General features: G+C 53.9%; 19 protein-coding genes. 12 read left to right on the top strand and 7 right to left on the bottom strand.

Features of this window, described 5'->3' with window-relative positions:
• Positions 1-77: 77 nt before the first annotated feature.
• The gene (locus tag HNR75_RS14385; protein ID WP_188027683.1) at positions 78-2,144 is read right to left on the bottom strand and encodes a S9 family peptidase; all 2,067 of its coding nucleotides are present in this window, start codon (positions 2,142-2,144) and stop codon (positions 78-80) included.
• Positions 2,145-2,375: 231 nt separating this feature from the next.
• Here HNR75_RS14385 and HNR75_RS14380 point away from each other — a divergent pair, with 231 nt between their 5' ends.
• From HNR75_RS14380 to HNR75_RS14355, 6 genes are all read left to right on the top strand, one after another.
• Positions 2,376-2,972 carry an NAD(P)H-dependent oxidoreductase gene (locus tag HNR75_RS14380; RefSeq protein ID WP_188027682.1) on the top strand — a complete coding sequence of 199 codons (597 nt, stop codon included), beginning with the start codon at positions 2,376-2,378 and terminating at the stop codon, positions 2,970-2,972.
• A complete protein-coding gene (locus HNR75_RS14375; RefSeq protein ID WP_188027681.1) occupies positions 2,972-4,834 on the top strand; it encodes a monovalent cation:proton antiporter-2 (CPA2) family protein in 1,863 nt (620 codons plus the stop codon). Before HNR75_RS14380 ends, HNR75_RS14375 begins: the two co-directional genes overlap by 1 nt.
• Positions 4,835-4,848: 14 nt before the next feature.
• Positions 4,849-5,292: a universal stress protein gene (locus tag HNR75_RS14370; RefSeq protein WP_188027680.1), complete on the top strand. Its 444-nt coding sequence runs from the start codon at positions 4,849-4,851 to the stop codon at positions 5,290-5,292.
• 143 nt (positions 5,293-5,435) lie between these two features.
• Complete coding sequence (locus tag HNR75_RS14365) at positions 5,436-5,618, top strand: hypothetical protein (protein ID WP_188027679.1); 183 nt, start codon at positions 5,436-5,438, stop codon at positions 5,616-5,618.
• 131 nt (positions 5,619-5,749) lie between these two features.
• On the top strand, positions 5,750-6,856 hold the full coding sequence (locus tag HNR75_RS14360) for a CobW family GTP-binding protein (RefSeq protein WP_188027678.1): 1,107 nt from the start codon (positions 5,750-5,752) through the stop codon (positions 6,854-6,856).
• A 215-nt stretch (positions 6,857-7,071) separates the two neighbouring features.
• Complete coding sequence (locus HNR75_RS14355) at positions 7,072-7,632, top strand: gamma carbonic anhydrase family protein (RefSeq protein WP_188027677.1); 561 nt, start codon at positions 7,072-7,074, stop codon at positions 7,630-7,632.
• A gap of 552 nt (positions 7,633-8,184) precedes the next feature.
• Here the strand turns inward: HNR75_RS14355 and HNR75_RS14350 are convergent.
• The 5 genes from HNR75_RS14350 to HNR75_RS14330 all read right to left on the bottom strand — a co-directional run bounded on the left by HNR75_RS14350 (position 8,185) and on the right by HNR75_RS14330 (position 14,087).
• Positions 8,185-9,471, bottom strand: a complete 1,287-nt coding sequence (locus HNR75_RS14350; protein WP_188027676.1) for a hypothetical protein — start codon at positions 9,469-9,471, stop codon at positions 8,185-8,187.
• A gap of 2 nt (positions 9,472-9,473) precedes the next feature.
• Entirely contained in the window at positions 9,474-10,331 is an 858-nt protein-coding gene (locus HNR75_RS14345; protein ID WP_188027675.1) for a DUF4123 domain-containing protein, read from the bottom strand.
• Entirely contained in the window at positions 10,328-12,364 is a 2,037-nt protein-coding gene (locus tag HNR75_RS14340) for a type VI secretion system Vgr family protein (protein ID WP_188027674.1), read from the bottom strand. The genes HNR75_RS14345 and HNR75_RS14340 overlap by 4 nt, the downstream gene beginning before the upstream one ends.
• A gap of 160 nt (positions 12,365-12,524) precedes the next feature.
• Positions 12,525-13,133, bottom strand: coding sequence for an HAD family hydrolase (locus HNR75_RS14335; protein WP_188027673.1), 609 nt, complete (start codon positions 13,131-13,133; stop codon positions 12,525-12,527).
• Positions 13,134-14,087 (bottom strand): NADP-dependent oxidoreductase, encoded by a 954-nt coding sequence (locus tag HNR75_RS14330; RefSeq protein WP_188027672.1) that lies wholly within the window; start codon positions 14,085-14,087, stop codon positions 13,134-13,136. It abuts the gene before it with no gap.
• A gap of 53 nt (positions 14,088-14,140) precedes the next feature.
• On the opposite strand from HNR75_RS14330, the gene HNR75_RS14325 reads away from it, so the two are divergent.
• From HNR75_RS14325 to glpD, 4 genes are all read left to right on the top strand, one after another.
• A complete protein-coding gene (locus tag HNR75_RS14325; RefSeq protein ID WP_188027671.1) occupies positions 14,141-14,308 on the top strand; it encodes a hypothetical protein in 168 nt (55 codons plus the stop codon).
• Positions 14,309-14,550: 242 nt separating this feature from the next.
• Positions 14,551-15,399, top strand: a complete 849-nt coding sequence (locus HNR75_RS14320; RefSeq protein ID WP_188027670.1) for an MIP/aquaporin family protein — start codon at positions 14,551-14,553, stop codon at positions 15,397-15,399.
• 25 nt (positions 15,400-15,424) lie between these two features.
• The gene (gene glpK, locus HNR75_RS14315; protein ID WP_246358973.1) at positions 15,425-16,918 is read left to right on the top strand and encodes a glycerol kinase GlpK; all 1,494 of its coding nucleotides are present in this window, start codon (positions 15,425-15,427) and stop codon (positions 16,916-16,918) included.
• Positions 16,919-17,100: 182 nt separating this feature from the next.
• Positions 17,101-18,642, top strand: coding sequence for a glycerol-3-phosphate dehydrogenase (gene glpD, locus HNR75_RS14310; RefSeq protein WP_223157935.1), 1,542 nt, complete (start codon positions 17,101-17,103; stop codon positions 18,640-18,642).
• Positions 18,643-18,810: 168 nt separating this feature from the next.
• On the opposite strand, the gene HNR75_RS14305 is transcribed toward glpD, so the two are convergent.
• Entirely contained in the window at positions 18,811-19,572 is a 762-nt protein-coding gene (locus HNR75_RS14305) for a DeoR/GlpR family transcriptional regulator (RefSeq protein WP_188027668.1), read from the bottom strand.
• Positions 19,573-19,914: 342 nt separating this feature from the next.
• Here HNR75_RS14305 and dbpA point away from each other — a divergent pair, with 342 nt between their 5' ends.
• Both dbpA and HNR75_RS14295 read left to right on the top strand, forming a co-directional pair.
• A complete protein-coding gene (gene dbpA / locus HNR75_RS14300; RefSeq protein WP_188027667.1) occupies positions 19,915-21,324 on the top strand; it encodes an ATP-dependent RNA helicase DbpA in 1,410 nt (469 codons plus the stop codon).
• A gap of 68 nt (positions 21,325-21,392) precedes the next feature.
• On the top strand, positions 21,393-22,841 hold the full coding sequence (locus tag HNR75_RS14295) for a DEAD/DEAH box helicase (RefSeq protein WP_188027666.1): 1,449 nt from the start codon (positions 21,393-21,395) through the stop codon (positions 22,839-22,841).
• Positions 22,842-22,854: the final 13 nt, after the last annotated feature.

The following is a 22,854-nucleotide window of genomic DNA, read 5'->3' as shown; positions in this document are numbered from 1 at the left end:
CACGCGCAGAATTTCACGCAACCAAGCTTTATAGAGTTAGTGTAGCAGCATCTGTTTCCGCAGATGCCGCCGTCAGATCAAATAGATGCAGAATTTATACTAGTATCCGCCAGTGCCAGCATGAAGGCATATTCCTGGGCAATATCGAGGAAATAACGATAACGCCCTGATTTTCCGCCATGGCCGGCATCCATATCCATGCTCAGCAGCAGCAAATGGTCATCGGTCTTGCTGGCGCGCAGTTTGGCGACCCATTTGGCCGGTTCCCAGTACTGTACCTGCGAATCATGCAGACCACTCACCACCAGCAGGTGTGGATAGGCCTGCGCTTTAACCTGATCGTAAGGACTGTAGTTTTTGATGTACTGATAGACCGCCGGGTCCCGCGGATCGCCCCACTCGTCATATTCACCGGTGGTCAGCGGAATGGATTCATCCAGCATGGAGGTCAGGGTATCGACGAACGGCACCACCGCCACCACGCCCAGATAGCGCTCCGGTGCCATGTTGATCACCGCGCCCATCAGCAGCCCGCCGGCACTGCCGCCGGTGGCAAATACCCGCCGCGGATCACCATAACCGGCAGCCAGGATTCCGTCCGTGGCATCAATGAAATCGGTAAAGGAATTCATTTTATGCTGCTGGCGCCCCTGCTCATACCAGTGACGTCCCAGCTCTTCCCCGCCGCGGACATGCGCAATAGCAAAGATAAAACCCCGATCCAGCAGACTTAAACGGGAAGAAGCGAAATACGGATCTTCACTCAGACCGTAGGCGCCATAGCCATACACCAGCAGCGGATTTTGTCCCGGTTGATACAGCTCCTTGCGGTAGACCAGAGACACCGGCACCTGCGTGCCGTCACGGGCGGTGATCCACAGACGCTGGCTCTGGTAATACTCCGGTTTGAAATCACCCAGCACCGGCTGCCGTTTCAGCATTTTGCGTTCGCCACTGGCAATATCCAGCGCATAGTGCGTGGTGGGGGTAGTCAGCGAGGCATAGCCGTAACGGAATTCCGGATTGTCCGGATCCGGATTGGTGCTCAGCCACAAGACATAAGCCGGGTCATCCACCGCGATGGTACGGATTTCCTGCCCCAGCAAATCCAGCTGCCGCAGGCGGGTCAGACCGGCATCCCGTTCTTCCACAAACATGGCATTCCTGAACAGGACAAAATCCTGCAGCAACACCTGTTCCCGCACCGGCAGCAGACATTGCCAGTACTGCTCGGCCCCGTCATCTGCCAGATAAATGGCGAAATTCCGTCCTTCCCGGTTGGAACGCACATAGAAATGCTGCTGAAAATGATCGACGCCATATTCATGTCCGCGCCGCCGGGCGAGAAAAAGGGTTGGCGTGCCGTGTGGCGTTTTCAGCGACAACAGATGCACTTCGGAACTCAGTGTGCTGGACAGCGAAATCAGCAGGTATTCTTCCGAACGGCTGTGACTGATATGCAGGTAATAGGTGTTATCGGCTTCCTCGTACACCAGTTTGTCCTGCGCCGGATCGGCGCCCAGTACGTGATACCAGACCTGATAGGGCAGCAGGGTTTCACTGTCCAGCCGGACATAGAAGAAACCGGCACTGTCGGCACTCCAGACAATGTCACCCGAGGTATTTTCGACCCGATCCGGCAACCATTCGCCGGTCTGCAGATTACGCACGCCGATCTGATATTGCCGGCGGGAAACAAAGTCCTCACTGCACGCCATCCAGTGATTGCTCGGACTGACCTCCAGCGCGCCAAGATCGTAAAAGTCCACGTCGGCAGCACGTTGATTACCGTCCAGTAACAGCTCGGTCGGGGCATCTGGCCGGGCGGCCAGTCGTTCGTACAGAGGATATTCCTGCTCCGGCAGATAACGGCTGCGGTACCAGTAACCTTTCAGGTAATACGGCACCGAGCTGTCATCCGGCAGCTGGCGATCGACCATCTCCTGATACAGCGTCTGCTGCAGCGCTTCGGTCGGTCGCAGCATCGCTTCGGTATAACCATTTTCGGCATGCAGATAATCGAGCACTTCCGGGTTGCTGCGGGTGTCATCGCGCAGCCAGTAATAAGGATCGATGCGCTCATCACCATGAAAAGTCAGGGAATGCGGGTGCTGGGTGGCAATCGGGGGCAGAATCGAGTTCATACAACGCCTCTTGTCCTAATGAAATGCTATAACCATAGCAAAAGCATACCACAGCGTTATCTGATGACACCCGACGCGCTTAACAGGATGATAACAAAGTGAGATTTCAGTAAAAGAAATGCCCCGCTTCCGCACCATTATGTTTTATCCTGTCACCCTTAAGTGAACTAAGCTGAATAGGTACTCGTGGCATTTTTATCCTGTCAGCGCCAAGGGAGGTGGTAGCAGTTTATGAAACGTATTTTGATTATCTTCGCGCATCCGGGCTATCACCGTTCGCATGCCAACCGGGCCATGCTGAAAGCACTCAAGGGGCTGGAAGATGTCAAAGTACATGATTTATATCAGAATTATCCGAACATGTTTATTGATGTCGCCCGTGAACAGCGTATGCTGCGTGATTACGATATCATCATCTTTCAGCATCCGATTTACTGGTACTCCTGTCCGGCCATCCTGAAAGAGTGGATGGAACAGGTGCTGGAATATGGTTACGCCTTCGGCCCGGACGGTAATGCGCTGAAGCACAAATATCTGATGGCCGCCGTGACAACCGGCGGGAGTGAAGCCTCTTATTCCACCACCGGACATAACCATCATCCGATCACCGATTATCTGCTGCCCATCCAGCAAAGTGGCCTGATGTGTGGCATGCGCTGGCTGCCACCGTTTGTGGTCTACGGCTATCACAGTGTGAACGATCCGGATTATCTGAAAATGAAAGGTCAACAATACCGTCGTCTGCTGACTGCGCTGCGGGATGAGGCGTTCACACCGCAGCAACTGCATAACGCAACCTATCTGACCGATCTGCTTAAGGAGCTGTGATGGAGCAAAGTCTGCTGTTTGATGCTGCCATCTTTCTGACCGCCGCGGTGGTTTCAGTCCCGATTGCCCGCCGCCTAGGGCTGGGATCGGTACTGGGTTATCTGATTGCCGGGGTGAGCATCGGCCCCTATCTGTTCAATTTTGTCGGTGCCAACGACGAAGTGATGCATGTTGCCGAGTTCGGTGTCGTGCTGATGCTGTTCCTGATCGGGCTGGAACTGAAGCCCGCCCTGCTGTGGCAGTTGAAAGGGCCAATTGTCGGCATTGGGGGCAGCCAGGTGCTGCTGACCACTGCCGCGTTTTCCATCCTTGCCCTGATCTTCGACCTGCGCTGGCAACAGGCGATTGCGATCGGCATGATTCTGGCGCTCTCCTCCACCGCGATTGTGCTGCAAAGCCTGACCGAGCGCCGCATGCTGAAAAGCGAGGCCGGACAAACCAGCTTCTCCGTACTGCTGTTTCAGGATATCGCGGTGATCCCGATGCTGGCGCTGCTGCCCTTTCTGGCGCCCGGACTCAAGTTTGAACCGGAACCCTCGGCGCTGGGCGGCTGGCAGAACGGGCTGTTAATTGCGCTGGTGATTTCGGGGATTGTACTCGGCGGACACTACCTGATGCGCCCGGTATTCCGTTTTATCGCCCAATCCGGTTTGCGAGAAATCTTCGTGGCGGCCGCATTACTGCTGGTCATTCTGACCGCACTGGCAACCGAAGCGGTCGGCCTTTCACCGGCGCTGGGCACGTTCCTCGCGGGGGTGGTGCTGGCGGAAAGTGAATACCGGCATGAACTGGAAGCGAATATCGAACCCTTCAAGGGGCTGTTGCTCGGTCTGTTTTTCATCTCTGTCGGTTCCGGGATCAACTTCTCCCTGATGGCAGAACATCCGTTCCTGATTGCCGGTTTGCTGCTGCTGTTACTGACCATCAAGTTTCTGATCCTGCAGGGCGTGGGCGGTCTGGCCCGCATGACACACGGTCACCGCTGGTCATTTGCCTTTGCGCTGGCACAGGGTAGCGAGTTTGCGTTTGTGTTGTTCTCTTTCGCGCAGCAGCTGAAGTTGTTCGATCCCCAGCTGACGGCGCTGCTGACGCTGACGGTGGCCCTGTCGATGGCGTTTACCCCGCTGCTGCTGATGCTGAACGCCTATCTGCAGGATAAATGGCAGCAACAGGAAGATCAGCAACGCGAAACCGATACCATTGATGAGCAGAATAATCCGGTAATTATTGTCGGTTTTGGCCGATTCGGACAGGTGATTGGCCGTTTGCTGCATGCGCACGGTATCGGCACTACGGTACTGGACAATGATGTGGCGCACATCGATATGCTGCGCAAATACGGTTACAAGGTGTTCTACGGTGACGCCGATCGGATTGACCTGTTGCAGGCGGCTGGTGCCGATAAAGCCAAACTGCTGATTGTGGCGGTGAGTAATCAGGCAAAATCGATTGCGCTGTGCGAGCTGGCGCAGCGGCATTTTCCGCACTTAAAAATTCTGGTTCGTGCGGTAGATCGCGCGCACGCACATCAGTTGCTGCAATTGGGCGTCGAATTGATCTATCGTGAAACCGTAGGTTCTGCTGTTGATTTGAGTGTTGCGGCACTGCGTCAGCTGGGAATCAGGGGTAATCTGGCATGGCGTGCCGGACAGACCTTTAAAGAACACGATGAAAAACTGTTAAGAGAACAGACCGCGTTTCTCGACGACGAAAAAATGTATATCACCAAGAGCGTGCAATACCGTCATATCCTGGCGGAAATGCTGCAAGCCACCCAGCAGGATCGCCACAGCGAGCTGATGCACGCCTGGGAACACGCCGAGGATGAGGACGAGGATGAAGAACATGAGGGCCTGCATTAGCCCCGGGAGGATGTATGGAACAGGAACACGGATATAAACATGTGCTGGTAGCCTTGGACATTAACGATGACTTCCAGCCACTACTGCAACGGGCTATCGGGATTGCCCGCCGGCATAATGCCAAACTGTCTGTCCTGCATGTGGACATCAATCTGCGCGATCTTTATACCGAAATGGTGGATATCGATGTCGAGCGGGTGCAGCACAAAGTGCTCGCTGACACCAAGAACAAACTGGATACCATTCTGAGCGGGATTGATTATCCGCTGGAGCGCAGCATGGTGATGTGCGGCGATCTGGTGGAAGAAGTCAATCAGGTGATTGAGGCACAGAATGTGGATCTGCTGGTCTGCGGCCATCATCAGTCGTTCTGGAATCTGCTGGCATCCGCAGCCCGGCAGTTGATGAATACCGTCAGTTGTGACCTGCTGATCATTCCGTTTAAAGCTAAAAAATAACACGCCGGCCACGGCGATAACGGTCATCCGTATCGCCGTTTTTATAGCTGCATCAAATTTTTTTCCTCACACACTGCAGAAAACGCAAAAACGTCATATTTGTGTCTAAACTGAAAATGAATTTTCACTCAAGGAGACTCAGCATGGCAGGATACTACGCCGGTTACGACGATGAAGATGAAGATGTATGGGGCGAAGGTCCGGAAGATGATGAAGGCTATGAGCCGGACTGGGACGACGAAGATGAAGAGTGGGATGAAGAAAATGACGACTGGAACGAAGGCGAAGACGACTTCGACCTCGATCCTGACGATGAAGAAGAGTAATCCTTGCTGACGCCGGCTTCTGCCGGCGTTGTTTTTTCTGCAGGCGCTGAACTTTCCGCCACAGCTGTTATACCATACCCGCCTCTATTGACTGCTGATGTACACAGCACGCTGAAATCAGGAACTACCGCATGTCTGAAACCTGTTTTGATACCGAAGATTTTCGTATTCCGGTGACTGTATTAACCGGTTTTCTGGGTAGCGGTAAAACCACCCTGCTCAACTACTGGGTGAAACAACCGGAACTGGCAAACTGCGCGGTATTAATCAACGAATTCGGCGCCGTCGGACTGGACCACCATCTGGTGGAAAAACTGGATGACAATGTCGTCATGCTGGAATCCGGCTGTGTCTGCTGCAACGTTCAGGGCGATCTGGTCAATGCACTGCGCGATCTGTTCATGCGCGCCATGCGCCGGGAAATCAAACCGTTTCAGCGCGTATTGATTGAAACCACCGGACTGGCGGATCCGGGGCCGGTGTTGTTTACCCTGCGGAATGACCCGTTCTTCGCCCAGCGTTACCGTTTTGACGGCACCGTCACGGTGGTCGATGTCTGCCATATTACCCAACAGCTGACGCAGCAGTATGAAGCGGTAAAACAGGTCGCACTGGCAGACCTGCTGGTACTGAGTAAAAGCGATCTGGCCGATTTCGGCGCCTTGCCGGAAGTCGAGAATCTGCTGCAACGCATCAATCCGATGGCGCCGCGCCATATTGCAATCAAGGGTGAATTATCCCCGGCAGTGCTGGAACAAAACGGCCCGTTTGGTAGTGGCTCCCGCCGCAGCCCGGCAGAGATCCGCAAGTGGCTGCAGGGAGCCATTGCCGAACTCGGTCTGGCATCACCGGTGAAACCCGCCACCGTAACCGGAGCGCCACTGATCGCCAATACCCCTATCGCCAGCGCGCACAGCGACGTCGAAGCGTTTTGCCTGCGCTATGACAAACCGATGCCGACTGCCCGTTTTCTGGACGGACTGCGCATGGTACAGATGCGTTATCCGGAACGGTTACTGCGTTTCAAGGCCATCCTCTGGCTGGAAGAACAGGACAAACCCGTGGTCGTACATGGTGTGCATGACCAGCTCTATCCGATCATGAACCTGCCGGAATGGCCAAACGGAGAACCGGCCAGCGAGCTGGTCTTCATCATGAAACAGACTGACCGGCAGGAAGTGGAAGAGATGCTGCAGGAAGAATTTTTTCCCAAATATCCACGTTTTCAGTATGAATAACAGACAGATACACCATAAAAAATAGCATTCGCAATGTAACTTCCTTAATTGGCGCCTATCGGCACCGGTTTTATATCGCCCGGCAAGTCACCCGTGCAGAGAAGGGATTGCAATTTAGTGCCGGTCGCTGTCATCATGTCTCCCGCACAAAATAGTGATCAAGATCAATATTTGCCAAACCATCAGACGCACATTGCCAGCGTCAGGGAGTTAACATGATCCGTAAAAACCCATCAGGCCATCTGCCTGTCATCGCAGAATCCGCCTATGTCGATAAAACCGCGATTATCTGTGGCAAAGTTATCATCAAAGACAACGTGTTTGTCGGCCCTTACGCCGTGATCCGCGCCGATGAAGTGGATGAAAACGGCGATATGGAACCGATCGTGATCGGTGCCAACTCCAACATCCAGGATGGCGTGGTGATCCACTCTAAATCCGGTGCCGCCGTGACTATCGGCGAATTCAGTTCTATCGCCCACCGTTCCATCGTGCATGGCCCGTGCAAAGTCGGCGACCGCGTTTTCATCGGGTTTAATACCGTGCTGTTCAACTGCGAAGTCGGTGATGGCGCCGTGATCCGCCATAACTCGGTTGTGGATGGTCAGGACCTGCCGGCCGAATTCTATGTACCGTCCAGCACCCGCATCTGCCCAGAGACCAATCTGGATGAAATCCCGCGCGTGACTGTGGCAGCAACCGAATTCTCGGAAGATGTGGCACATACCAACATCGATCTGGTGAAGGGTTATAAAGCGCTGCAGAATGAGTTTTGATTAAGCTCTGTATCAATAGTAAAGGCTGCATTGATTGCAGCCTTTATTTTTTACCATTCCGCTACTGAGGTCCTGTACAACTATTTTTCGTCTCTATCAGCCCCGTCTTTACTGAAGAAACAATATATTTACTAATATAAAGCTTATTTGTTCCATTATGATATCGATAAAACCATAGATCATATTCTTTATTGTTAATAATTTGAGTCTTCAAATACACATCATAAACAACATTAAAAGAATCTAAAGGATGTGAAAATGCATACTTAAACCCAGACAAATCAAAGGATTTTAACGATTGCAGAATGTCTTTCTTCTCATCCAGGCTTAGACTGTGCAGGTCGATATCATATTTATATTTTGAAATGTCATCGAACACGCCTATGTCCTGTTTTCTATGCAGGAAACCCGTTGTACAGTCAAAATAGTAATCTCCTCTCAGAACATAAAAGATACCATTCAAGGTTTCACCATTGCCAGCATCAAATTTATACAGATTAAAAAAACAATATAAAGATAACAATGTTATGATGAAAAACATGGCCTTAATTATCATTTTGGATGAAACTCCATTTCAGCATCAATCGTAACAGGGTCTATGTCCGCTTTCACAGGATGAAGTGCTCCATTTATATTATAGGCCACCCCTATTTTTTTAACGAAATAATCGCGTTCATTTACTGTTCGATCAAAAACGTCACACCAAGACCACGAAGGAGCAACCACATTGAATAGATCTACAGACCCTTTCTGAATAGACTTATTACATAGTTTATATTTATATCTATCCTCTCTACTTCCCCAAGTATCCTCATAAGTTGTTCTCCTTATAAAAGCATGAACATTAACTCTAAAATGATTACTCATTATCTGAGCTAAACTTTTTTCAATTTGGGGCGAAAATTGGGCAACATCTTCAACAATAGGAATATCGACCAGATTACCCATTCCAGTTCTACATGCATATGAGTTAATCTTTCCTGATGATGAAAAAATAGACTTCTTAATAAAATTAATATTTCCAATATCAATATTCATCGTTGATGCCGAATTAAAACCATATCCAAATTCTACACTTCCCGGAATACCATGAGAATAAAGATTAAGCTCATTGATTGGGTTGACATGGGTATTAAATGAGTTTAGATATTCTATTAACTCATCTCTTGTTGATATTTGCCTAATGTGAAAATTTACTTTTAATGAGGATTCGATAATTGCATCAATTTGTTCTTTGGTATACCCAACTGTGAATAAAATCATTATCTTGTTTTTACTAACAATCTGCTTGAAATATCTAACTGCCTGTCCTGCAAACATCATCTTATTTGCTATTCGGTTATCATGTTGGGCTCCCACAACAGCAATGGATACTGATTTATATTCAAAACACCTAGTCTCAAGAAGATAGCTATTCCCTGTTGCCAATTTGTAATGCGTTCCTGTCGCGCCAGCCTGATGCTCTCTTGGCATATCAGATTTAACTGTCCACAAATCCCCTAAAGCCACATGCTGATACCTGATTTTCTTGTTCTGATATCCTTTATGTTTATCTGCATACTCTTTGGCTGGTGATGTTTGTGGTGATAGCCGGGGTTTGTGTTTTTTGGCTTCATTCAGTAATGCAGAGGTTTCAATTTTCAGCTCTACCGGGCCAGCGGGAAGCCCGGTTAATAATAAATAACCGCCCGATAACATTACCTGATACTCTGAACCTGTGGCGTCTTTCAATTTTCCATTTAATGAACCAAATGGTTGGTTCATTTCATCGACCAGCCGGATCTCTATCCACTGATCTTTTGGCCGGCAATCCCGGCACTGATTTATTTTTGCTGTCATTTTTATTCTATTCCGCTCGTTTGTGCTCTTTTTATTTGCTGGATGACTTTTGCCATCAGATCCCGTTGTTCATCCTGTATCTCTTGCAGACGCTGAACTTCTGGCCACCAGTGGGAATATCCCATGAGACCAAGAATCATCCATGCTGGTTGCCATAATGCCGCTATATTATCTGACAAAGATTGTCGGTATTGCCGGTCGAGCAGATCGGCTATTGGGCCATACCGTTCATATAGATCAGTGGTAAGTTCGTTGGCATTTTGCCAGAGCCACTGCTCGATATTGAACAGCATGATTTCTTTTTCTCCCGGCTGCCCGACAAAATGAGACTCCTGCATCCGCCACCAAGGTTCCGAGTGTTCGGTCAGATCTGGCTCGGGATAAGGTGATGCAATAAGCCAGTCATCGTGATGCCAGAGGAGTAATTCATTCGTTGGCCCCAGAAAGCGGCGGGTTTCCTCTTGCGTGAAGGTATAAAGCATCGGGGCGAGTATGCGCGGATCGTAATAGCGGAACAGTACTTCTTCGCCATCCAGTCCGGCGGTCAGCAGGCTTTGCCAGTGCTTAACCAGTTGTTCCGACTCCGTTACTGACGCCAGCAGTAGTCCTGTCGCTTGTCCGGCAGTTTCCTGTTCCTGCCACCATGCCTCCCAGTCAGGCAACTGATTCAATGGCAATAGCCATGGTCCGCTCAGGATATCATCGGCAAATTCAGTGCCGGCATACAGCGGCCAGGCATCAGTTGATTCGGCGCGAAGATACCAGTATTGCAATGGTTTATTGTCGGCCAGCGGATCGATGATGGCATAGACTATCCACTCCGCGGGTAAATCGGCTTTCCAGTCGATTAAATCCATCATTTTTTATGCTTCCGGCACAGTTTGCTGGCAGCGGCTTTCTGGCTGCGGGCGGCAGCGACTACCGCACCAAGCGGCTTCATCACTTCCAGTAAATTCAGCTCTGAGCCAACCAGTGGTGCCGCACCGCCATTCAGGGCGATCGCCGGAGCCACCAGTTGCACACCACTGGGGCTGATGGTGACATAGCTACCGCCGGCTTTGAGGGTAATGCCGGAACCCGCTTCCATATTGATTTTCACGGCGACGTTCTGCTGCAGTTCGTTACCGACGCTGACATAAAACGACTGGTCGACCTGAATTTGCTGGGTGCCTTTGAGTTTGAGCTGATCATCGGCGTTCAGTTCTTCGAAACTGGATTTTTTCACGCATTCACTGCGGTCGTGTTTGACCCGTTCAATCGCGTTGCTGTGCGTCAGACGGTGGCTGTCGCCATCAATGGTGGCATAGGCGTTGGCTTTGACCATCAGTTCCCAGTTGCGCTGCGCATGCAGGAAGATCTGCTCACTGCCCTTCTTGTCTTCAAACCGCAGTTCGTTAAAGCCGCCGCCACCGGGCGTGGAGAGGGTTTTGAACACGGTACGGGTTTTATGCGCCGGCAGCGGATACGGATGCGCATTGGCGCCGTTATAGACGCAGCCTAATGCCAGTGGCCGGTCGGGGTTGCCATGTTCGAAACTGACTACAACCTCCTGCCCGACACGCGGGATCCAGTGACTGCCGTAGCGATCACCCGCCCAGCCTTGCGCCACCCGCAGCCAGCAGGAGGTTTTCTCATCCGCCTGACCTTCTTTGTCCCAGTGAAACTGCACCTTGATGCGGCCATATTCATCTGTATGAATCTCTTCCCCTTTCGGGCCGGTGACAATCGCGGTCTGGTAGCCGGCTAAATCAGGTCGTTTATGCCACCAGACCGGTACAAACAACACCTGCCAGGGAATAGCGATAAACCGGTTGTGGTAGCTAGCCTGGCCACCACTGGTCTCATCCAGCACCTGCGGCTGTTCACCTTCATGCTGCACCTGTCGCACCAGCCACAGCAGTTCAAATTCGTTACGCGGCAATTCGCTAAAGGTGGTGAATTTTCCGGCCATGAGGCCGGCATGATCGGTAACACCGGCCAGTTCAATCGCGGCCTGCAGCTGCCGGGCCTGCGCCAGCTTACTCTGGTGGAGATTTTCTGCTTCTGTGCTGCTGAGATTCGGCCAGCGATACTCCTCCAGTTTGTCAGACGGCTTCGCCTGTGTAGCCGGTTTCCCTTTGGCTGACAGTTGCGTCTGGTTATTCTGCGCCGCCGGCGGGGGTGTTACTTCGGCATGTAGCGGCGTATCAGGGCGCAGAAAGGTATGATCCCGCGCCGATACTTTCCCGGATACCGTGCGCCAGTAGGTCTGGCACTCGCGCAGTGCCGGATCATCCGGATTCAGGCCACTGGCCGGCGTATACGCCATGCTGACACCCTGACTGAACGCGGCATTGGCATCACCGAATACCATACAATTCTGGCCATTTAAGGTTTCGTGGTGATAGTGGATGCCCACTTCTGACAGGATGCGATGCATAAAGTCATAATCCGACTCGGCATACTGCACGCAATATTCCCGTGCTTGCTGCTCTTGTGTCAGGCGCCAGCGGTAATCGAGCGAGGTAAAGCCCGCTTCCTGCAGCAGCTGTTCGACGATCTGCTGAACCGTGCGCTGCTGATAAATGCGGTAGTTGACGCGGTAGTGCAGCAGGTCAAGACGGGGTTTGAGTGTGATTTGATATTCGGTCAGCCGCAGGCCACTGTCGCCCTGGCTGATGTCATGCACCACCCCGGCGATCTCGTGATAGCCCTCCGGGGATTTAATTTTCAGCAAGCCGGGCTGATACAGGAATGCGGCTAAATCGAGCTGATCGTCTTCACAGACCAATGTGAGGCGAAATTCGAAGCTTTGGCTGATGTACTCTTCACCGCTGAACCGCAAAACCTGAAATGCAGCTGATTGCCCCGGTACGGAAAAAAGAAACCGGGCCTCATTGGCTTCGAAAAACATAGTGTTATCCCGTTATTATTAGGTATGACCGTCATTACCCAAGACATGACGGTAAACGGCGGACGCCGGTAGAAACGGGAGTGTAGACTGGAAAATAACCAGTCTGAAGCTGTCGGAAATGACGGCATCAGGCTGGTTTTTACATAAAATCAGATAATTGCTATTGCAGGGTTTTCTTCGCTGTCCAGATCTCGCGCACATCAACGACAGCCATACCCGCCGCTTTCGCCGCCTTGATACCGGCATCGGCGTCTTCAAATACCAGACAGTGCTCGGGTTTCACCCCCAGCTTTTCCGCCGCCAGCAAGAAGGTATCCGGTGCGGGTTTCGGGTTGGTGACCTGATCCGCCCCTACCACGACCGGCAGATAATGATCCAGTGACAATCCGGCCAGAATACGGCGCGCCATTTCGGTGTGGCAGCCGGTACCGACCGCCATCGGCTTTTCACCGAGAAAAGGCAGCACGACGCCGGCAACCAGTGGCGTAGGCGACAAGGTGGTTGGCAGCAGTTCGTAGAAACGCTGATCCCGCATACTGACCACGGCCGGCACGTCGACCTGCATCCCTGCTTCTTTCGCCAGAATTTCCACGGTATTGGGGATCGGAACGCCGCCCAGTTGTGTCATTCGCTCCCCGGTATAGGGGATCGCAAACTGTGTCAGCGCATGTTCCCACGCCAGATCGTGTGCCTGCAGCGAGTTGGAAATCGTGCCGTCGAGATCGAAAATCCAGGCGGCATATTTCTGATAGGCATTAATATCAAACATTTACAGCTCCTGTCCGCGCGGATCGAGCAACAGCTTGCCGCGGGTACGTCCACTTTCAATCGCCTGATGCGCTTTGGCGCCCTCGGCTAACGGATAAATCCGGTTGACATGCACCTGCAGTTTACCGGCGGCGCACAATGCCAGCAGCGCGGCCAGACCGTCCGGATCCTGATGCACCAGCATACCGGAAACCGTTTTACCCTGGGTATCCGCGACGGCTTTAATGGCCGGCACGGCGATGGTCGGTACGGTCACCTGGCGGCCGCCCGCGTTCAGCAAGGAGAGCGCGGTTAATCCGCTGTCAAAGCCGACCAGATCAAAGACAAGATCAATCTGACCAGTCAGGGCGGCCATCGCATCGGTATCGTGATAGTCGACGACCTTATCGGCCCCCAGTGTTAACAGAAAATCATGATTGGTTTCGGAGGCCGTGGCGATCACTGTGGCCCCCGCCTGTTTAGCCAGTTGCACGGCAATGTGTCCGACGCCACCGGCGGCAGCAGAAATCAGCACGGTTTCACCGGCCTGCAGCTGACCAAACTCGAACAACCCCTGACGCGCGGTCAGACCGGCCAGCGGCAAGGCTGCTGCCTGCGCGTGCGTGATATTTTTCGGTACCGGCAACAGTTCTGCGGCCGGTGCCAGCATCGCCGAGGCATAAGCGCCGCCGCCGGAGGTCATGCCACAGACTCGCTGGCCGACACTGAATTCACTCACGGCGGAGCCAACTGCACGTACCACACCGCACACATCAAAACCTGGCGTCCATGGCAACGCATCCTTGAATTTCTGCGCCGCCCAGCCTAAACCGGCACGGGTTTTGGCATCAATCGGGTTCACGCTGGCAAACAGCACATCCAGTAAGACCTGATCTGCCGCCGGCGCCGGGAGTTCCTTTTCCGTCAGTTGTAATACATCCACCCCGCCAAAGCGGGTGATTTGCAGTTGAGCCATCGCCGATCCCCTACTACCATCAATATTATGTGCAGCATAACAAGAGAGCGGTCATGGCGCGATTATTCCTGTTACCCTTTTTGCTCGCATTAGGCTGGACGCTGTGGCTGGTCTACAACCAGATTCCGTTTTCCCAGGGCCGCAAAGGTTATTACTGGATCATTGCCGGTACCGGGGTGATGGTGGGTTTCTTTACGCTGATGTTATGGATCACGCGATAACGCGCACATTCCGAACCTAAACGAACAAAACATCCCATTTCCATCCTGAATATTCCCCTTTGTTTTTCACAAAACGCCATTCAATTTCTTTTTTCACGACTAAAATGAACGTATCCGCATCATTTTATGCGCGAGATCAAACATTCAACCAGAATATATGTTTCTTTTGGGAACATTTGTTAATAATTTGTTTGTTGTATGCAAAGTCAATGTTACATCTGATAGCGAACAAGGAACGAACGATGAGCAGACAAAACTCACCTTCCCTGCTCGGCGAATGCCTCGCCGAGTTTACAGGAACCGGCTTGCTGATTTTTTTCGGCGTCGGCTGTGTGGCCGCCCTGGTGCTGGCCGGTGCGAATTTCGGGCAATGGGAAATCTCGCTGACCTGGGGATTTGGCGTCTCGATTGCGGTGTATGTGACTGGCGGTATTTCGGGTGCACATCTGAACCCGGCGGTGACCCTGGCACTGATGGTATGGAAAGGCTTTGATAAACGGAAAGTCCTCCCTTTTATTCTGGCGCAGTTGGCCGGGGCGTTCTGCGCGGCGGCACTGGTCTACTTTCTTTACAGCAACCTGTTTAGCCAATGGGAAGTGGTCCATCACGTGACCCGGGGAAGCGCAGAAAGCCTGGGAACGGCCGGTATCTTCTCGACCTATCCGCACGCGCTGCTGAGTAACTTTCAGGCACTGGTGGTTGAACTGATTATCACCGCGGTGCTGATGATGAGCATCCTGGCATTAACCGATGATCAGAATGGCGGCCCGAAAGGCTTCGCCGCTGCACTGCTGATCGGCATCCTGATCGCGGTCATTGGCGCCTCCATGGGGCCACTCACCGGTTTCGCGATGAATCCGGCCCGTGATTTCGGTCCGAAATTCTTCGCTTATCTGGCTGGCTGGGGCGACATCGCGCTCACCGGCGGCCGCGACAACCCTTATTTCTGGGTGCCGATTGCCGGGCCGATACTTGGTGCACAGCTTGGTGCCGCCATGTATGTCAAGTTACTGGCACCTTGCCTGCCCGCCAACCGGGTGCTGAAGGCAGAAGACAATACCAGCAAAGTTAAAGCGACCGCACAACTCTGAGCACGGTCAATACATGGAGAACAACATGACACAGCAACGTTACGTCGTCGCACTCGACCAGGGCACCACCTCTTCCCGCGCCATTATTTTTGACCATGATGCCCGTATTGTGGCGGTCTCGCAGCGCGAATTCACTCAGCATTATCCGCAGCCGGGCTGGGTGGAACATGACCCGATGGAGATCTGGGCAACCCAGTCGTCAACGCTGACGGAAGCACTGGCGAAATCCGGTATCCATAATGACCAGATCGCGGCGATTGGCATTACCAACCAGCGTGAAACCACCATTGTCTGGGAAAAGGCCACCGGAAAGCCGGTGTATAACGCGATTGTCTGGCAGTGCCGTCGCACCGCAGCCATCTGTGAAGAGCTGAAAACGCGCGGACTGGACAGTTATGTGCGCGAAAATACCGGTCTGCTGCTCGACGCTTATTTCTCCGGCACCAAGGTGAAATGGATCCTGGATAACGTGGAGGGTGCCCGGGAAAAAGCGGAACGTGGTGAACTGCTGTTCGGCACAGTCGATACCTGGCTGATCTGGAAAATGACCAATGGCGAAGTCCATGTGACCGATCCGACCAATGCGTCCCGCACCATGCTGTATAACATCCGCGATCTGCAATGGGATGGCCATATCCTGCAGGAACTGGGGATCCCGGAATCGATGCTGCCGCAGGTTCGCCCTTCTTCTGAAGTCTATGGCTACACCACCCGTGGTGGTGGTGCGCAGATCCCGATCTCCGGTATTGCCGGCGACCAGCAGGCAGCCCTGTTTGGCCAGCTCTGCTTTGAAAAAGGCATGGCGAAAAACACCTACGGCACCGGCTGTTTCCTGCTGATGAATACCGGTGAAACCCCGGTGAAATCGGAAAGCGGCCTGTTGACTACCATCGCCGTCGGCCCGACCGGTAACGTGAACTATGCGCTGGAAGGTTCGGTGTTCATGGGCGGCGCTACCGTGCAGTGGCTGCGCGATGAACTGCGCCTGATCGATGATGCCACCGATACCGGTTATTTTGCCGGCAAAGTCAAAGATTCGAACGGTGTCTACCTGGTGCCGGCGTTTGTCGGTCTGGGTGCGCCGTACTGGGATCCGTATGCCCGCGGCGCCATTGTCGGCCTGACGCGGGGCGCAAACCGCAACCACATCATTCGGGCCGCGCTGGAATCCATCGCCTATCAGAGCCGGGATGTACTGGATGCGATGCAGAAAGACTCCGGCATCCGTCTGGCCAGCCTGAAAGTCGACGGCGGCGCCGTGGCCAACGATTTCCTGATGCAATTCCAGTCCGACATCATGGGGACCAAAGTGATCCGTCCAAAACTGATCGAAACCACAGCCCTGGGCGCGGCATTCCTGGCTGGGCTGGCGGTGGGTTTCTGGAAGAGCACGGCGGAACTGAGCGACAAATTCAGTGTGGATCGGGAATTTGCCCCGTCACTACCGGCTGAACAGCGCGACCAGCTCTACGCAGGCTGGCAAAAAGCGGTTACCCGGGCGCAACACTGGACGGATTAAGCCGCGGCGGAAGGCCGGAAACCGAGGCTGGCCTTCCTGCTGACGCGCTGCGCTGTCGTTACAGCATTGAATTTCATTTATTGATCACATTTTCGTCACGCAAGCGTTCGTATTTGATCTATATTTTCGATATCGAGCATTAAAATGTTTTAATACGAACATGATGACGATGGAGTAAACATATGATGAACCCCATTCCACAGTACGATCTGGTTGTCATTGGTGGTGGAATTAATGGCACCGGCATTGCGGCCGATGCGGCCGGACGCGGACTGTCTGTGGCCCTGTTCGAAGCGGACGATCTGGCCAGTGCCACGTCATCGGCGTCCAGCAAACTGATCCACGGCGGACTGCGCTATCTGGAACATTATGAGTTCCGTCTGGTGAAGGAAGCGCTGGCAGAACGTGAAACACTGCTGCGTATGGCACCGCATATCGCTCATCCGATGCGTTTCCGTTTGCCGCATCGTCCGCATCTGCGCCCGGCCTGGATGATCCGTGCCGGCTTGTTCCTTTACGACCATCTGGCCAAACGCGTCACCCTGCCCGCTTGCAGCAGTATCCGTTTCTCACCGAATGACGGCGTGCAGCCACATCTGGTGAAAGGCTTCGAATACTCCGATGCCTGGGTGGATGACGCCCGGCTGGTGGTGCTGAATGCCATGATGGCCCGCAACCATGGTGCGCGGATTGATACCCGTACCGCCTGCATTAAAGCCCGGCGCGAGAAGGATCACTGGCATCTGACGCTGCAGGACCAGCTCAACGGCAAAACATTCAGTGTGACCGCCAAAGCGTTGGTAAACGCGACCGGTCCGTGGGTAAAACGTCTGTTCGATGAAGCGATGGAGCTGAAATCACCGCGCAATATCCGTCTGGTGAAAGGCAGCCATATGATCGTGCCGCGGATTCATGAGCGCGAAGAAGCCTATATACTGCAAAACGAAGATAAACGTATCGTGTTTGTGATCCCGTATCAGCAGCACTTCTCGCTGATTGGCACCACCGATCTGGAATACAAGGGCGATCTGCGCGCGGTCCGCATCAATGATGAAGAGGTACAGTATCTGTGCGATGTGGTGAATAAGCACTTCATCCATCAGATCACCCCGAACGATGTGGTCTGGAGCTACTCCGGCGTACGTCCGCTGTGTGATGATGAATCCAGCTCGCCGCAGGCCGTGACCCGGGATTACACCCTGGAGCTGGCCGATGAACATGGCAAGGCACCGCTGTTATCCGTGTTCGGCGGCAAGCTGACCACCTACCGCAAACTGGCGCAGGCGGCCTGTCATAAACTAGCGCCTTATTTTCCAAAGATGCGGGAAGACTGGACCGCGACCACCCGGCTGCCGGGCGGCAACTTCGAAGGCAATGTGCTGCATCTGACCCAGCGCTACCGCAAACTGGCGCCGTGGCTGGATGGCGCTACTGCCAAACGCATCGCCAGTTGTTATGGCAGTCTGGCCGAAAGCTGGCTACCGAAAGAACTGACGGTGAATTTTGGCCATGAACTTTGCCGCGAGGAAGTCGATTACCTGATCGAACAGGAATGGGCTTGTACCGCAGAGGATATTCTGTGGCGACGCACCAAGCTCGGTCTGACACTGAGTGACGCCGCCCAGGCACAGCTGAAAGCCTATGTCACACAACGGCTTTCAGCGCGCAGTGCCAAACCGGAAACCGTACAGGCCGCAAAAGTAGCGGAAACGTCGGCGGCCTGAGCACTGTAGATTCATCGTCTGTTAAGACCGCGGGCCGCATCATGCAAGGTGGGGACAGTATCCATTCTGACAACCCTTCGCGCCAGGGATGGCGCGGCGGAGTCCCCATGGATGGGTTCACGACGTGTTGGCGGGGTGGATACTGCTCCCGCCATTCACCCCGCTACCTTAACAGATACAACACTCCACCTGCCCCTGCTGCATGATGCGCTGGATCTCTTCCGGCGGCTGCTTATCGGTAAACAACACATCCACCTGACTGATATTGCCAAGATTCACCATCGCATTACGGCCGAACTTGGTGTGATCGGTCGCGAGAAACACCTGACGGGAGTGCTGAATAATCGACTGCGCGACCCGCACCTCGTGGTAATCGAAATCGAGCAGTGAGCCGGTCATATCAATGCCGGAGATGCCGATGATGCCAAAATCCATGCGGAACTGGCCGATAAAATCCCGCGTGGCTTCACCGATGATGCCGCCATCGCGGTTACGGATCTCGCCACCGGCAATGATGACCCTAAAGTCATCCTTTTCGGTCAGGATCATCGCCACGTTCAGGTTGTTGGTCACCACCCGCAGATCCTTGTGATTCAGCAGCGCCCGGGCAATGGCCTCGGTGGTGGTACCGATATCGATAAACAACGAGGCGCCATCCGGGATCCGCGCAGCCACCGCAGCGGCAATGCGCTCTTTTTCCGCCAGTTGCATCACTTTCCGCGTGGTATAGGCGGTATTGCTGGTGCTGGAATTCGGCAGCGCCGCACCGCCATGATGCCGGACGATCTTTTCCTGTTCCGCCAGTTCATTCAGGTCACGGCGGATGGTTTGCGGGCTGACATCAAAATGCGCCACCATCTCTTCGGTGGAGACAAATCCGTGCTGATTCAGCAGGTTCAGTATTTCCTGATGTCGTTGACTCTGTTTCATGTTCACTCCCTGAGCGCAACAGCCGCAAACGGCTACGGATATCACCATAAACGAAAATTATTAACCAAACATGGTAGCGGTATTTTTCGCTGACGAAAATAAAATCCCGTTACGCCATTGCCGGTTTGCAAAGCAGCGCGCCTTCCCTTAAGCTACGCGCCGTTTGATGCGTTGTTTGCACGTTTTCACCTTTCTCCCTGCCGCCTGAGTTTCTCAGGATACGGCTGCCTGAAACCGGTACAAATTTCCCCGACACTCGTTCGCATTTGGTGACGATGTCCTGCGTCCGACACCCGTTTCGCCTGTCCGGCGGTCTTTTTATTGGTTTAACTCAGGATAGTTATGTCTGAACAAAATTCTGCTGCAACTGCGGCCTCGTCTGCATTTGCTCAACTCTCATTACAGCCAGCACTGCTGGACAATCTGCAATCGCTGGAATACCGCGAAATGACGCCGATCCAGGCACAAAGTTTACCGGCCGTGCTGGCTGGAAAAGATGTGCTGGCCCAGGCGAAAACCGGCAGCGGCAAAACCGCGGCGTTTGCCCTCGGTTTGCTGCAGAAACTGGATGTGAAATCGCTGGCGGTGCAGGGCCTGGTGCTCTGTCCGACGCGTGAGCTGGCCGATCAGGTGGCCGGTGAAATCCGCCGTCTGGCGCGCCTCATTCCGAACGTCAAAGTGCTGACCCTGTGTGGCGGCATGCCGATCAATCCGCAGTTCGGTTCGCTGGAACAGGGCGCGCATATCGTGGTCGGCACCCCCGGCCGTGTGCAGAAGCATCTGGATAAAGAGAGCTTAAGTCTCGACAGCCTGAAAATCTGGGTACTGGACGAAGCCGACCGCATGCTTGACATGGGCTTTGCCGACGCGATGCGCGACATTGCCAAGGTCTGTCCGCGCCAGCGCCAGACCCTGCTGTTCTCCGCCACCTATCCGCAGGATATCCAGCAGCTGAGTGCCGAATTCCAGCGTGATCCATTGAGTGTACGCGTGGAATCCACCCACAGCGCGCATCAGATCGAACAACGTTTCTTCGAGCTGCCGAATCAGGAAGCCAAGTTCCCGGCGCTGATCAAACTGCTGCAGCATTACCAGCCACGCTCCGCCGTCATCTTCTGCAACATGAAACAGCAGACGCAGCTGGTCGCCGACCAGCTGAAAGCCAAAGGCTACAGCGCACTGGCACTGCACGGCGATCTGGAACAGCGCGAACGCGATCAGGTGGTGGTGCGTTTTGCCAACCAAAGCTGCTCGGTGCTGGTGGCAACCGACGTGGCTGCTCGCGGGCTGGATATCAAAGAGCTGCAGGCGGTAGTGAACTACGACATCACGCCGGATCCGGAAGTACATGTGCACCGTATCGGTCGTACCGGCCGCGCCGGACAAACCGGTCTGGCGCTGACGCTGACCACCGCTACTCAAGGTAGTCGTGTGGTGGCGGTGGAAGATTACCAGCAGAGCCGCGCCGTGTGGGGCGATCTGGATGCGCTGAAAAAGAACCCCGACAACATGAAACCGGACATGGTGACGCTGTGCATCGACGGCGGCCGCAAGAGCAAAGTGCGTCCCGGCGATATCCTCGGTGCGCTGACCAAAGAAGCCGGTTTTAACGGCCAGCACATTGGCAAAATCAATATCGCCGAACTGCATGCCTATGTCGCGGTGCACCACAGTATCGCCAACAAGGCTTACAGCTATTTACAGGACGGCAAGATCAAGGGCCGTAAGGTGAAAGTCCGCAAACTGGTGTGATGCCTTATCACTGTAAACCACCGGCTTTGACGACTTTCATATTTATATAAAACAGGAATTTTTTATTAATGTCATTTAACGAACTGGGTTTAAGCGAGCCGCTGCTGCGGGCGATTCAGGATAAAGGCTACGACACGCCTTCCCCCATTCAGCAACAAGCTATCCCTGCCGTACTGTCTGGCAGTGATGTCATGGCGGCGGCGCAGACCGGTACCGGGAAGACCGCCGGTTTCACCCTGCCATTGTTGCACCGCTTATCCCATGGCCATCCGGCCCGTGCCAACGCGGTCCGAGCGCTGGTGCTGACCCCGACGCGTGAACTGGCGGCGCAGGTTGCCGACAGCGTCACCACTTACGGTAAATACCTGCCACTGAAATCGGTGGTGGTGTTCGGCGGTGTGAAAATCAACCCGCAGATGATGGCGATGCGCAAAGGCGCGGACGTACTGGTGGCGACACCGGGTCGTCTGCTCGATCTGTATAACCAGAACGCGCTGCATTTCCGCCAGCTGGAAGTACTGATTCTGGATGAAGCGGATCGCATGCTGGATATGGGCTTTATCCGCGATATCCGCAAGATCATTGATCTGCTGCCGAAACAGCGCCAGACGCTGATGTTCTCGGCCACCTTCTCCGATGATATCCGCACCCTGGCGCAGGGCCTGCTGAACGAGCCGCTGCAGATCGATGTGGCGCCGCGCAACACCACGGCAGAGACCATCAAGCAGACCATCTGCCCGGTGGACAAAGGCCGCAAACCGGCGCTGCTGACCCATCTCATCAAGAGCAACAACTGGCAGCAGGTACTGGTGTTTACCCGCACCAAGCACGGCGCCAACAAGCTGGTACAACAGCTGGAAAAAGCCGAGATTCAGGCGGCCGCGATCCACGGCAACAAGAGTCAGGGCGCACGTACCCGTGCACTGGCCGGCTTTAAAGATGGTTCGGTGCGGGTGCTGGTGGCGACCGATATCGCCGCGCGCGGTATCGATATCGCCCAGTTGCCGCAGGTGGTGAACTATGAACTACCGAATATCGCGGAAGATTATGTGCACCGCATCGGCCGTACCGGTCGTGCCGGTATGGAAGGCCATGCGATTTCGCTGGTCTGCGCCGAGGAACAGCCGCTGCTGCTGGATGTGGAAAAACTGATCAAGCAGATCCTGCCTCGGGAAGAGTTTGACGGCTTCCGTCCGCAGAATCCGGTGGCGATGACCACCGAAGCCCAGATCAGCAAGGCACCGAAGAAACCGAAAAAGCCGAAGATCAAGGCAGAGCAACCACAGACAGAACGGGAACCGCGCCAGCAGGCGGCGCATGGCGAGCAGTCGCACGAAAAACGCAAGGTGCTGTCGGTGCACACCGGTCAGCCACGGCCGCATCAGCCGAAGAAAGCACCGGAAGGAGCCAAAATGTCATCTCCGCGTGCCGGCACCGCCAGAAACGGCCAGCAGAAACGCAAACCGAATCCGGCAACGGGTCGTCCGGCGCAACCGCGTTCGGCACCGAAAGCGTAACTTGCATCCATCC

This window comes from Tolumonas osonensis (assembly GCF_014202415.1).
Lineage (GTDB): Bacteria > Pseudomonadota > Gammaproteobacteria > Enterobacterales > Aeromonadaceae > Tolumonas > Tolumonas osonensis.
The sequence above is the reverse complement of the archived record's forward strand: the minus strand, read 5'-3'. Positions and strand labels throughout refer to the sequence as shown.

Coding starts and splice junctions, on each gene's coding strand:
- HNR75_RS14385 (WP_188027683.1), bottom strand. CDS start 2,144: ATGAACTCGATTCTGCCCCCGATTGCCACCCAGCACCCGCATTCCCTG.
- HNR75_RS14380 (WP_188027682.1), top strand. CDS start 2,376: ATGAAACGTATTTTGATTATCTTCGCGCATCCGGGCTATCACCGTTCG.
- HNR75_RS14375 (WP_188027681.1), top strand. CDS start 2,972: ATGGAGCAAAGTCTGCTGTTTGATGCTGCCATCTTTCTGACCGCCGCG.
- HNR75_RS14370 (WP_188027680.1), top strand. CDS start 4,849: ATGGAACAGGAACACGGATATAAACATGTGCTGGTAGCCTTGGACATT.
- HNR75_RS14365 (WP_188027679.1), top strand. CDS start 5,436: ATGGCAGGATACTACGCCGGTTACGACGATGAAGATGAAGATGTATGG.
- HNR75_RS14360 (WP_188027678.1), top strand. CDS start 5,750: ATGTCTGAAACCTGTTTTGATACCGAAGATTTTCGTATTCCGGTGACT.
- HNR75_RS14355 (WP_188027677.1), top strand. CDS start 7,072: ATGATCCGTAAAAACCCATCAGGCCATCTGCCTGTCATCGCAGAATCC.
- HNR75_RS14350 (WP_188027676.1), bottom strand. CDS start 9,471: ATGACAGCAAAAATAAATCAGTGCCGGGATTGCCGGCCAAAAGATCAG.
- HNR75_RS14345 (WP_188027675.1), bottom strand. CDS start 10,331: ATGATGGATTTAATCGACTGGAAAGCCGATTTACCCGCGGAGTGGATA.
- HNR75_RS14340 (WP_188027674.1), bottom strand. CDS start 12,364: ATGTTTTTCGAAGCCAATGAGGCCCGGTTTCTTTTTTCCGTACCGGGG.
- HNR75_RS14335 (WP_188027673.1), bottom strand. CDS start 13,133: ATGTTTGATATTAATGCCTATCAGAAATATGCCGCCTGGATTTTCGAT.
- HNR75_RS14330 (WP_188027672.1), bottom strand. CDS start 14,087: ATGGCTCAACTGCAAATCACCCGCTTTGGCGGGGTGGATGTATTACAA.
- HNR75_RS14325 (WP_188027671.1), top strand. CDS start 14,141: ATGGCGCGATTATTCCTGTTACCCTTTTTGCTCGCATTAGGCTGGACG.
- HNR75_RS14320 (WP_188027670.1), top strand. CDS start 14,551: ATGAGCAGACAAAACTCACCTTCCCTGCTCGGCGAATGCCTCGCCGAG.
- glpK (WP_246358973.1), top strand. CDS start 15,425: ATGACACAGCAACGTTACGTCGTCGCACTCGACCAGGGCACCACCTCT.
- glpD (WP_223157935.1), top strand. CDS start 17,101: ATGATGAACCCCATTCCACAGTACGATCTGGTTGTCATTGGTGGTGGA.
- HNR75_RS14305 (WP_188027668.1), bottom strand. CDS start 19,572: ATGAAACAGAGTCAACGACATCAGGAAATACTGAACCTGCTGAATCAG.
- dbpA (WP_188027667.1), top strand. CDS start 19,915: ATGTCTGAACAAAATTCTGCTGCAACTGCGGCCTCGTCTGCATTTGCT.
- HNR75_RS14295 (WP_188027666.1), top strand. CDS start 21,393: ATGTCATTTAACGAACTGGGTTTAAGCGAGCCGCTGCTGCGGGCGATT.